We start from the raw sequence: 10,959 nt of genomic DNA on the forward strand, positions 1-10,959 counted from the left end.
GGCGGAGGCCTTCGCGATCGCCCGCGACGCCGGTCTGGGCGTGGTGCCCCACGCCGGGGAGCTGGCCGGGCCCGAGGAGGTGCGGTCCGCACTGCAGCTGGGCGTCGACCGCATCCAGCACGGGGTCCGCGCCGCCGAGGACCCCCGGCTGGTCGAACAGCTCGCCGCGAGCGGGGTCTGCCTGGACGTGTGCCCGAGTTCGAACGTAGTTCTGGGCGTCTACCCCACGCTCGGGGACCACCCGCTCCCCGCGCTGCTCGACGCCGGGGTCCGCTGCTCGATCGGCGCCGACGACCCGCTGCTGTTCGGCGTCGACGTGGTGGACGAGTACGTGCTGGCGCGCGAGCGGATGGGCATCCCCGAGGCGCGTCTCGCCGCGTGCGCCCGGTCGTCGATCGACTCGTCATTCGCGCCCGCCGATCTCAAGCGCGACGCCCTCGCCCGGGTGGACGCGTGGGAAACCGGGGCAGCCGACCCGGCCGGCTGAGCGCTCAGGCGCCTCGGCGGATCCTGTCGGCCGCGAGGATCATCGGCACCTGCAGCGGCAGGCGGCCCCACGCGATCACCTGGTAGGGCCACACCGGCTTCCTCCGCCAGGCCCGCACCATCTGCAGGTTCCCGGGCAGTACCCCGACGAACAGCGCCACCGCCGCCGCCCCGCCCAGGGCCCGTGTCCGCGGCACGGCCAGCAGTGCCGCCACGGCCATCTCAGCGACGCCGGACCCGTAGGTCCACGCCCGGGCGCTCCCCGGCAGTTCCGGCGGGATGAGCCCGTCGAAGGGTCGGGGCGCCACGAAGTGCAGCGCGCCCATCGCCCCCAACGCGGCGGGCATGGACCAGTACCGGACGGCGTGTGCCGTGTCGTTGAGTGCCGTGTCGTTTCCCATTCGCCCGAGACTACGGACCCCGATCGCGGCGTTCTCACCGAACGTGCGGCAGCACTCGTTCCCCGAGCAGTCGCAACGACTCCCACGCGGCGTCGATCGGCATCCCGCCGCACATCGGGTGGCCCGCGATCAGGCCCAGTTCGCGAGACCGGACCCGCTCGACGAGCTGGTCCGGGGTGGCCACCAGGTACACCCCCTCGGCGCGCAGGTCCTCGACCGAGCGGGCGTCGGAGTGGACGAAGGAGTTGCGACCGGAGGCCGTCTGCCAGGCACGGTAGGCCTCCGCGTCAGCGAGGAGGTACCCGCCGTACCTCTCCCAGAACTCGTCGGGATCCTGCGCGCAGAATACCGCGGCGGGACCGGAGACCGGGGTCACCACGAGGCCGGGCTCATGCCCGTTCGCGCGACACTCGGCCCGGTACAACTCGGCGAGCTCCGGATCGTTGACCTGCGGTTGGTAATGCATGCCCAGGCGCCCGGCCCGACGGGCGGCCGCGCCTGCGCCGCCGAGGAAGATCAGCGGGTGCGGATCCGAGAATGGTCCCGGTGTCACGCGCGACCGAGGCGAACCGTCGACCGGATCGTCGCCGACCGGTTCCCCCGCCCACGCCGCGAGCATCGTCTCCAACTGCTGTTCCAGCCGTGCCCCACGCCCCTTCCAGTCCCGGGAGTGCATCGCGTATTCGACCGGTCGGTAGCCGAGCCCGAAGGTGAAGCTCACCCGCCCGGACGCCACGTGGTCGAGGACCGCGATGTCCTCGGCCAGCCGGACCGGATCGTACAGCGGCGCGAGCAGGGCCCACACCGCGATCTGGATCCGCTCGGTCACCGCGGCCACCGCCGCCGCAGCGATGAGCGGCGACGGGAGATAGTCGTCCTCGGAGCCGTGGTGCTCGGAGAGGTTGACGGTGTCCTGGCCCGACTCCTCCGCGTACCTGGCCATGGCGAGGGCCGCCCGGTAGCGGTCCCGGCGCTCGGCCGCGTCCGCGCCGGGCGCCCGGAAGTCGAAGCGGGTGACGACGTAGACCATCAGGCGCGGTCCATCAGACCGCGGTACCCGCGCGGGAGTCGGCGAGGACCGCATAGGACGTGCCTCGCTCCTCCCGCTCCCACCAGGTGTCAGCACCGCCGGCGGTGCCGCCGACCCCGTCCTCGACCAGGGCTCTCTTGAGGATCTTGTTGGTCGCCGTGGTGGGGAGCGCATCGGAGACCCGGACCCAGCGCGGCCACGCCTTGGGAGAGAGATCGGGCTGGGAGGCCAGGAACTCCTCGAACCCGGCGGGCTCGAGCTCGCTGTCGTGCCGGACCACCACGGCCGCGGCGAGCTGGTCGCCGACGCCGCGGGGGTCGGGCAGCCCGTACACCGCCACCCGGGAGACCGCGGGATGTCGGAGGAGGATCTCCTCGACGATCCCGGCGGCCATGTTCTCCCCGTCGACCCGCAGCCAGTCCCCGCTGCGACCGGCCATGTACACGTTGCCGTCCGCGTCGCGGTAAGCCAGGTCGCCGGACCAGTACATCCCGTCCCGCATGCGATCGGACGTGGCCTGCTCGTTGTTGTAGTAGCCGGCGAAGAAGCCGGCTCCCTCGGTGTTGACCAGCTCGCCCACACACTCGTCGAGATTGGCCACCGCACCGGTGTCGTCGAAGATCGCGCGGGGACACTCGGTGACCGTCACCGGGTCGTACACCGCGACCCCCGGGAACGGTTCGCCGATGGACTCGAGCGGCGAGTTCTCGGTCCGGACGACGATGATCGCGAGTTCGGTGGAGCCGTAGGCGTCCCGCACGGTGCAGCCGAACCGCTCGGCGAACGCGGGGATGTCCTTGGCCGCGGCCTCGTTCCCGAAGGCCGCGCGCAGGGTGGTCTCCGCGTCGTCGGGGCGAGCCGGGGTGTCGAGGATGTACGCGAGCGGTTTCCCCACGTAGTTCATGTACGTGACCCCGTACCTGCGGATGTCGTCGCCGAAGCGGGTCGCACTGAAGCGTCGGGCGAGCACCATGGTGGCGCCCACGGCGATCGCGGGCGAGAAGCCACTCATGATGGCGTTGGAGTGGAACAGCGGCATGGACAGGTACAGCACGTCCTCGGAGGTCAGCTCGAAGGACGGAGCGAGCGCCTCGCCCGACATGGTGACCGTGAAGTTGCCGACCTGCACCGCTTTCGGGTCCCCGGACGTCCCCGAGGTGAAGATGAGCATGAACGGGTCGCCGGCATCGGCCACCGGGGGATCGGCCGGGGGCTCCGACGCGGCGACCGTGGCCGCCCACTCGTCGGAGTCCGTGTCGATGACACTGACATCGCCCAGGTCCAGCCCGTCGAGCAGGGGCGCGAGCTGGGAGTCGGTGAGCAGGACCTGACAGTCCGCCCGCCTGATGTCGCGGGCCAGCCCCTCACCGCGACGAGTCGCGTTGATACCCGCGATGACGACGCCGCCGAGAGCGCCCGCGGCGAGCGCGTAGAGCATCTCCGGGGTGTTCTCCAGGAGCGTGCCCACGTGCCGGGGTCGGGAGTCGTCGAGCATCGCGTCGAGTGCTCCGGCGCGACGGTCGGCGGCCGAGATGTACTCGCGCCAGGAGATGGTCAGGTCCTCGTAGCGGATCGCCGGGGAGTCGGAGTCGGCGTGACGGCGGAGTTGTTCGCGAACGGTGTCGGCCATGGGGGTCCTCGGGGACGCAGGGGCGGTGTGATCTGGATCATAGCGAGTCCAGCTGACACTCGTCAGGAAAGTTCGATCGCGGGCCGACCCACGGCGCCCGGACCCCTCCTGTCGGCCCTGAACTGCCTGGCCGTGACCCCCCACCACCGGCGCGCGTACTGACTGAACGTCGTCACGTCGTCGAGGGCCAGGGCCGAGGCGATCTGGTAGAGGGGGATCTCGGTGGTGGCCAACAACCGGGCGGCCACATCGCGCCGCACCTCGTCCCGGATCCCGGAGAAGGACGTGCCCTCACCGGTGAGGTGCCGCTGCAGGGTCCGCGGCGAGACCGAGAGGAGTGCGGCGACGTCGCCGAGGGTCGAGGTCCCCGTGTCGAGGGACCGCAGGAGCAGGGTCCTGGTCCGCTCGGCGTACGTCTGGTCCCGTGCGGGACCGTGCTGTTCCAGATAGCTCAGAGCCAGCTCGTGGGCCATCAGGTCGCCGCCCGTGATCTCCCGGCCGAGGAGCGCGGCGGGGACGCGGAGCATCGCGGCCGACGCGAGTGGTCTCGCCGGGGCGGAGAACAGCTCCCGGTAGCGAGCGGGCACCGTGTTGAGCGGGTTCGGGAGCTCGACCGACAGCAGTCCGTACTCCCCCCCGAGGAGGGCGAGCATGGACCGGTGCAGGAAGAGCAGGACCATGTCGACCGCCTGGGGAGGCAGCGCGGCCGCGTCGTCCCGGTAACCGAACCGCACCCCCAGCACACCGGGGTCCGCCTCCGGATCCGGGACGACCGTGATCTCGAGCGACCGGGCGTGGAAGAACAGGTACTTGGAGGTCATCTCCAACGCCCGGGTGGTGGTCGGGGCGTGCCTGATGGCCGCGGCCACGGGGCCGAGCAGACCGAGGTCCTGACGCAACGCCACCCGCAGGCCGAAGTCGGGGCAGCGCAACTCGACGGCCGCCGTCTCGAGGAGGAAGCCGATCGCGAGATCCTGCACCAGGATCTCGTCGCTGTCGAGGGCGCCGCCCGGCAGCCCACTGCGCCGGGCCAGGTCGTCGGCGTCGCCACCCAGCGCATCGATCACCGCCCTGACGCCCCTCAGGCCTGCAGATCTGACGTATGCCACCTCAGAACTCTCCGCCACATGGCGCGATAGAGCAACCTCTTGGCGCGTTTCGGCAACTTGTTCGGCGGGATCGGGACTATCGTCCTCCGTATGACAGCCTCTGCTGACCGCCGCCCACCGGCCGGCGCACCCGAGAACCCGCTGGACCTCCTGATCGTCGGCGCCGGCATCTCCGGCATCGACCTGGCCCACCACGTCTCCACCACCTTCCCCCACTGGTCGTGGGAGGTCCACGACGCACAGGACGACCTGGGCGGCACCTGGAACACCTTCCGCTACCCGGGGATCCGGTCGGACTCGGACATGGCCACGTTCGGGTTCCCGTTCCGCCCCTGGCCGCACTCCTCGACCCTCGGGCAGGGTGAGGAGATCAAGGAGTACATCCGCGACACCGCCCGCGAGTGCGGAGTCCTCGAACGCCTGCATCTGGGGTCCTGGATACAGAACGCGGACTGGCAGAGCGAGAAGGGCCTGTGGAAGGTCACGAGCGTCCGGGCGGAGGACGGGAGCTCCACCGAGCGCACGGTGTGGGCCCGCCGCGTCCACTACGGGTCCGGCTACTACTCGCACTCCCAGGGCTTCCGACCCGACTTCCCGGGCGAGCAGGAGTTCGTCGGCGAGATCATCCACCCCCAGCTATGGCCCGAAGGCGTCGACTACGCGGGGCGGAAGTTCATCGTGATCGGTTCCGGAGCCACCGCCGTCACCCTCGTCCCGGCCCTGGAGAACCTCGGCGCCGACGTCACGATGCTCCAGCGGACCCCGAGCTACGTCGCCCCGCTCCCCGAGAAGGACATCATCAGCGCCGTGTGGCAACGCGTGCTGCCGGCACAACCGGCCTACCGCGCCGCCCGTTTCACCCACGGCGCTCGCGACATGGTCCAGTATCTCGTCGCTCAGCGGTTCCCCTGGGCCTTCACCCAGGGGCTGCGACTCCTGCAACGCCGCTACATCTCCCGAGAGCAGATCGCCGAGCACTTCACCCCGTCGTACAAGCCCTGGGACCAGCGGGTGTGCAAAGCCCCCGACGGGGACATCTTCCGGGCGATGCAACGGGGCGCGCGCGTGGTGACCGGACACATCGACACCTTCACCGAACGCGGTATCCGCCTGGATTCGGGCGTGGAGCTCGAGGCGGACGTCATCGTCTCCGCCACCGGCCTGGAACTCGAGGCGTTCGGCGGCGGAACCCTGAGCATCGACGGCCGCGAGCTCGAGCCCGCCGACCTGACCACCTACCGCGGCATGATGCTCGCCGGCGTGCCCAACTTCAGCTTCACCGTGGGGTACGTCAACGCCTCCTGGACCCTGCGGGCGGACATGGTCTCCCGCTACATGGTCAAGCTGTGGCGCGCGGGCGAGAGGAACGGGGAGAAAATCTACGCCCCGATCCCGCCCGAGGTGAAGGGCGATCGCCCGCTCCTGGACCTCGACGCCGGGTATGTCCAGCGCGGCGTGCACCGCTTCCCGAGGCAGGGAACCGACCGTCCCTGGACATATGTACAGAACTACCTCGCCGAGATCCCCGAGCTGACCTTCGGTGACCAGCGTCGCGACATGGCGTTCGACGCGCAGATCCCGCAGGAGGCCGTCCGATGACCCGCCGCGTCTTCATCACCGGCGCCGCCTCGGGGCTGGGTCTGGCGCTCGCCCGCGAGTACCTGGCGGCCGGCGACGAGGTCATCCTGACCGACCTGCACGCCGAGGCCCCACCCGCCGTGACCGGCCTCTCCGGCCAGTGGAGCTACCGCAGGCTCGACGTGACCGACGACGACGACTGGGCCGCCGCCGCGCGTGCCGTGGACTCGCTGGACATCCTCATCAACAACGCCGGCATCGCGGTCGGCGGGCGGCTGGACGCCACCTCGATGGAGAGCTGGCAGCGCATCGTGGACATCAATCTGCTCGGCGTGGTCCGCGGGTGCAAGACGCTGGTCCCGACGCTCGGGCGAGGCGGCCGGGTGGTCATCACCGCCTCCGCCGCAGGTCTGGTGCACGCGCCCCAGATGGGCGCCTACAACGCGACCAAGGCGGCGGCGGTCGCGTTGGCGGAAACCCTCGATGCCGAGCTTCGCCCCCGCGGCATCAGCGCGTCCGTCATATGCCCCCTGTTCTTCCGGTCCGGACTCGCCGATTCCCTCTCCGGCGACGACCCGAAGGCCGACGAGGCGGCGCGCATGCTCCTCTCCAAGACCCCCTTGACCTCGGAGAAGGTCGCCGCGCGATCGGTGCGGGCCATCCAGGCCCGGCGGTTGGTCATCACTCCCGACGCGCTGAGCACCGCCACCTGGTACTCCAAGCGGTTCACCCGCGTCCCCTTCCTGGCCGGGACGCGTCTCATCGGCCGCGTGGTCGAACGACGGGGTTGACCGCCGTCACCCCCGGGGAGGCGGCTGCACCGCCCGTGGCCATCCGTGACCTCGTCGGACGAGCGGGGACGGCACGATCGCCTCTACTGTGGCGGCCACGGGATCAACAGCCAGTTCACGTTCCGCTCGACCCAAGGGAGATCACATGGACGTCGCCGCCGTCGCCGCCACCGCACCGGACGCGCCTCTGGAGAAGACCACCATCCGGCGTCGGGACACCGGGCCGGCCGACGTGCTCATCGAGATCGAGTACGCCGGCATCTGTCACTCCGACATCCACCACGTGCGCGGCGAGTGGGGTCAGACCGCCTACCCCGTGGCGCCCGGACACGAGATCGTCGGCATCGTCCAGGAGGTCGGTTCCGAGGTCGCCCGGTACACGGTCGGCGATCGCGTCGGCGTCGGGTGCCTGGTGGGAGCCTGCCACGAGTGCTCGTCCTGTACCGCGGGCCAGGAGCAGGAATGCGAGCGCGGGGCTGTGGCGACCTACGGCTCACCGCTGCCCGAGGACCATCCGGAGGGGCCCGTCACCCAGGGCGGGTACTCGACCCACATCGTGGTCGAGGAGCCCATGGTGGTGTCCGTTCCGGACGGACTCGACCCGGCCGCGGCGGCGCCGCTGCTGTGCGCGGGGATCACCATGTTCTCGCCGCTGCGGCAGTGGAACGTCGGCCCGGGCACCAAGGTCGCCGTGCTCGGCATGGGCGGGCTCGGGCACGTCGGTGTCAAGCTCGCGGTGGCGATGGGCGCCGAGGTGACGGTCCTGTCGCAGACCACCTCCAAGCGGGACGACTCGCTGCGGTACGGCGCCGTCGAGCACTACGCGACCGCCGGCGACGAGGGCAAGGCCACGCTCCGGGAACTGCGCGGCACCTTCGACGTCATCCTCAACACGGTGTCCGCGAACCTGCCGCTGGACCGGTTCCTCGCCACGCTCAAGCCGCGCGGGGCGCTGGTCAACATCGGGATCCCGACCGAGCCGATGTCGGTGCGGGCCGGGTCGGTCGCCGCCGGGCGCAAGATCCTGACCGGGTCCATGATCGGCGGTATCCCCGAGACCCAGGAGATGCTCGACTTCTGCGCCGAGCACGGGATCACCGCCGAGATCGAGCTCATCTCGGCGGACAAGATCAACGAGGCCTATGACCGAGTGGTCCGGTCGGACGTGCACTACCGGTTCGTGATCGACGCCAAGACGTTCTGACCCACGGCAGCCCGACCCACCGGGCGGGGACTCACGGGGGCGGGGACTCACGGGCCTGACTCACCGCGGGGCGACCTGCGCGAGCAGGTCCGCGAAGTCCTCGTCCCGCGCCTCCAGGAACCGGTGCGCCTGCTCGGCGAAGTCCGCCAGCCCGGTCAGGCGCCCCGAACTCCGGGTCGCGCACACCGCCGCCGCGCCACACGCCCGGTCCAGGGCTGAGGCGATCGCCGACCCCCCGGGCAGCGCGGCCGCCACGCCCGCCGCGACGTGCGGGAACGTCACCTCCGCGACTCGCTCACCGGACTCACGGAACACCGCGACGGCGGCCCCGATCCTGTCCGCATCGGCTCTGATCGTCCCGTCGGGCATCTGCTCACCTCGTCGTCGTCGTGATCTCGTCCTCGCATCGCGGTCATGAGGTACGACGTCCCCACCCCGCCGGTCGGTTCCAGCGGACCCGGTACAGGCCGGTACCCACCCGACCTGTCGTACCCGTGGTGTCTACTCGGGGTGTGGGAGAACAGCGCTCCCCGGCCGCCGGACCACCGGTCGCCGGCGCCCGTCCCACGACCCGGTGGCGTCGCCCGGCACCGGGACCCCTCCCACAGAGGAGAGCATCCATGTCCCTCACCTGGACACCCACCATCGACCGCGCGCTCGCGGTCGCGGCCCGCTGCCACGCCGGCCAGACCCGCAAGGACGACCCGACGCCCTACATCGCGCACCCCGTGGCGGTGGCGATGATCGTGTCCGACTTCACCGACGACCCGGACGTGGCGGTCGCCGCGCTGCTCCACGACGTTCTCGAGGACGTCCCGCCGTCGGTCTACTCGGCCGATGACATGATCGCCGAGTTCGGCGACCGGGTCACCGAGCTCGTCCGCGGCGTCTCGGAGGAGAAGACCGCGGGTGAGGAGACCCCGCCGTGGCGGGTGCGCAAGGAGGGGTACCTCGCCGCGCTCGCGGAGGACTCGGAGGAATGCCTGCTCATCTCGGCGGCGGACAAGATCCACAATCTGCGCTCGATGGTCGCCGCCCACGAACGACTGGGTGACGACATGTGGGGGCTCTTCAACGCCGGGCCGCAGGAGAAGCTGTGGTTCTACCGGTCGATCGCGGATGCGGTCACCCGACGGCTCGGTGACTGCGCGGCCTCGCGTGAGCTCCGCCGGGCGGTGGACGACGTCGCGGCACTGGCGCCGGTGAGCGGCGGCTGAAGGTCACACCGCCGGGAACTCGGCCTTGATCCGCAGCAGGGTCTTGGCCTGGGTCCGCCCCTCGAGGCCGAGAACCAGGCCGGCGGACTTGAGGCGCCGGGCGAGGTCGGAGTCCGCGGCGAACTCGGACTCCGACTCGATCGTGATCTCCACCCGGCGTCCGCCGTTGAGCAGCACCGACTGCTTGGCGGCGTCCAGACCGGGGATGTTGGTCCACCGGATCGGCCCGGGGTCTCGAGGGGAGGCCCCAGAGCCCGAGAAGGAATAGTCGAAGTCCGTGCTCTGGGTGCGGGTCACCTTGCCCCACCCGGCCATCGGTCCCACCCCCACCCGGGCGGCGACGGCGTTGCGGCGGGCGCTGTAGGTGGCGCACTCGATCTCGCAGGCCCCCAGGGTGTTCATCACCCTCAGCGCCTCCTCGAACCGCTGCCGCAGGCTCCACGCGTCGTACTGGCCGAACGGCACCAACAGCGGGCGGCCCTCGATCGGCGCCTGCACGTAGACCACCCGGGGGACGACCTCGCCCTCCACCACGTCATACCCCGACCGCACCTGCATCGGACGTTGGATGACGTCGGTGAGCAGACCGCGCTTGTCGGTGACGGGTGCGGTCTCGTAGAAGGACACGAGCTGACTCACTGGCGCTCACCTCACTGTTCGAGGTCGCGGCGGGTGCGGACCTCTCAGCCAGCGTATCCGCAGCTTCGGGATCGGCCCGCCCGTGCCCGGCTCACCCGAGGGGCCACTCCCCGAGTTCGGTGAGGTCGTCGGCCTCCGCGGTGACGGCCGTGGGCTCGCAACCGAAGCCGACCATCTCCGTGCCGTCCTCGAGCGTCACCCGGCCGAGCTGCATCGGCCTGGGGAGCTGGTCGAGGAAGCTGCCGAGCGCCGCCGGGGAGACCGTCCACCTCTCGCCGAGCAACGCGGCGCCGTCCGGGTGACGCAGGACCCCCGGCTTGGGCGGTTCGGTGTCGAGGCGGTACATCCGGTAGTCGGTGCTGGACCGGACCGGCCCACGCCAGGCGGCGCCGCGTGAGGTGAGCTGGTGTTCGAGCGGGCCCCCACGCCGGTGTGCGCCGAACACCACAAGGTCGACGGTCGGAGCGCCCGCGCGCAGCGGCCACGGCACGAGTGGTTCCTTCTCGGAGTCGCGTTCCCCGGCCAGCACGGCGGCGATGTCGGCCACCGGTCCGTCGTGGAACGGCCGCCCCACCACGGTCACGCCGAACTCCGCGGTCCCTCGGCCCCCCTCGTCGATCTCGCTGGTCGGCACCGCCACGGCGCACATGTCGAAGAGGTTGCAGAAGTTCGTGTACGTCCCCATCCGGCTGTTGAGGGCGATCGGGTCGGCCTCCACCTCGGCGATCGTCGGGTGGAACGGCGCGGTGGGCACGAGCAGTGCCGTCGCGCCCAGCCGGTCGAGTTGGTCGAGCGCCTCGCGCCGTAGTGCCTCGACCTTCCGTCGGTCGCGCAACAGGTCCACCGCCGCGATGTCTCGGGCGGGGGCGATGAT

General features: G+C 71.0%; 12 protein-coding genes. 5 read left to right on the forward strand and 7 right to left on the reverse strand.

Annotation, left to right across the window (positions count from 1 at the left end; all coding sequences use genetic code 11):
* On the forward strand, positions 1–487 hold a 487-nt coding region (locus G6028_RS09410; protein ID WP_422110529.1), incomplete at its 5' end, for an adenosine deaminase family protein.
* A gap of 4 nt (positions 488–491) precedes the next feature.
* Here the strand turns inward: G6028_RS09410 and G6028_RS09415 are convergent.
* The 4 genes from G6028_RS09415 to G6028_RS09430 form a co-directional block, all read right to left on the reverse strand.
* A complete protein-coding gene (locus tag G6028_RS09415; RefSeq protein ID WP_182658717.1) occupies positions 492–887 on the reverse strand; it encodes a DoxX family protein in 396 nt (131 codons plus the stop codon).
* Between the two features lie 34 nt (positions 888–921).
* Positions 922–1,917: an LLM class flavin-dependent oxidoreductase gene (locus G6028_RS09420; protein ID WP_182658718.1), complete on the reverse strand. Its 996-nt coding sequence runs from the start codon at positions 1,915–1,917 to the stop codon at positions 922–924.
* Positions 1,918–1,930: 13 nt separating this feature from the next.
* Positions 1,931–3,547 carry an AMP-binding protein gene (locus G6028_RS09425; protein ID WP_182653251.1) on the reverse strand — a complete coding sequence of 539 codons (1,617 nt, stop codon included), beginning with the start codon at positions 3,545–3,547 and terminating at the stop codon, positions 1,931–1,933.
* Positions 3,548–3,609: 62 nt separating this feature from the next.
* Positions 3,610–4,656: an AraC family transcriptional regulator gene (locus G6028_RS09430; RefSeq protein ID WP_179524095.1), complete on the reverse strand. Its 1,047-nt coding sequence runs from the start codon at positions 4,654–4,656 to the stop codon at positions 3,610–3,612.
* Positions 4,657–4,746: 90 nt separating this feature from the next.
* Here G6028_RS09430 and G6028_RS09435 point away from each other — a divergent pair, with 90 nt between their 5' ends.
* From G6028_RS09435 to G6028_RS09445, 3 genes are all read left to right on the forward strand, one after another.
* A complete protein-coding gene (locus tag G6028_RS09435; RefSeq protein WP_182610068.1) occupies positions 4,747–6,255 on the forward strand; it encodes a flavin-containing monooxygenase in 1,509 nt (502 codons plus the stop codon).
* Positions 6,252–7,025: an SDR family NAD(P)-dependent oxidoreductase gene (locus G6028_RS09440; RefSeq protein WP_182658719.1), complete on the forward strand. Its 774-nt coding sequence runs from the start codon at positions 6,252–6,254 to the stop codon at positions 7,023–7,025. Before G6028_RS09435 ends, G6028_RS09440 begins: the two co-directional genes overlap by 4 nt.
* Before the next feature lie 145 nt (positions 7,026–7,170).
* On the forward strand, positions 7,171–8,229 hold the full coding sequence (locus G6028_RS09445) for an NAD(P)-dependent alcohol dehydrogenase (RefSeq protein ID WP_182658720.1): 1,059 nt from the start codon (positions 7,171–7,173) through the stop codon (positions 8,227–8,229).
* Positions 8,230–8,289: 60 nt separating this feature from the next.
* On the opposite strand, the gene G6028_RS09450 is transcribed toward G6028_RS09445, so the two are convergent.
* Entirely contained in the window at positions 8,290–8,598 is a 309-nt protein-coding gene (locus G6028_RS09450) for a hypothetical protein (RefSeq protein ID WP_179524090.1), read from the reverse strand.
* A gap of 251 nt (positions 8,599–8,849) precedes the next feature.
* Here G6028_RS09450 and G6028_RS09455 point away from each other — a divergent pair, with 251 nt between their 5' ends.
* On the forward strand, positions 8,850–9,446 hold the full coding sequence (locus tag G6028_RS09455) for an HD domain-containing protein (protein ID WP_182618218.1): 597 nt from the start codon (positions 8,850–8,852) through the stop codon (positions 9,444–9,446).
* Between the two features lie 3 nt (positions 9,447–9,449).
* Here G6028_RS09455 and G6028_RS09460 read toward each other — a convergent pair whose 3' ends face one another.
* Positions 9,450–10,085, reverse strand: a complete 636-nt coding sequence (locus tag G6028_RS09460; protein ID WP_017835462.1) for a hypothetical protein — start codon at positions 10,083–10,085, stop codon at positions 9,450–9,452.
* Positions 10,086–10,176: 91 nt separating this feature from the next.
* Positions 10,177–10,959: allophanate hydrolase-related protein (locus G6028_RS09465; protein ID WP_422110530.1), on the reverse strand; the 783-nt coding region annotated here is incomplete at its 5' end.

It is taken from the genome of Dietzia cercidiphylli, assembly GCF_014145145.1.
GTDB classification, from domain to species: Bacteria; Actinomycetota; Actinomycetes; order Mycobacteriales; family Mycobacteriaceae; genus Dietzia; species Dietzia natronolimnaea.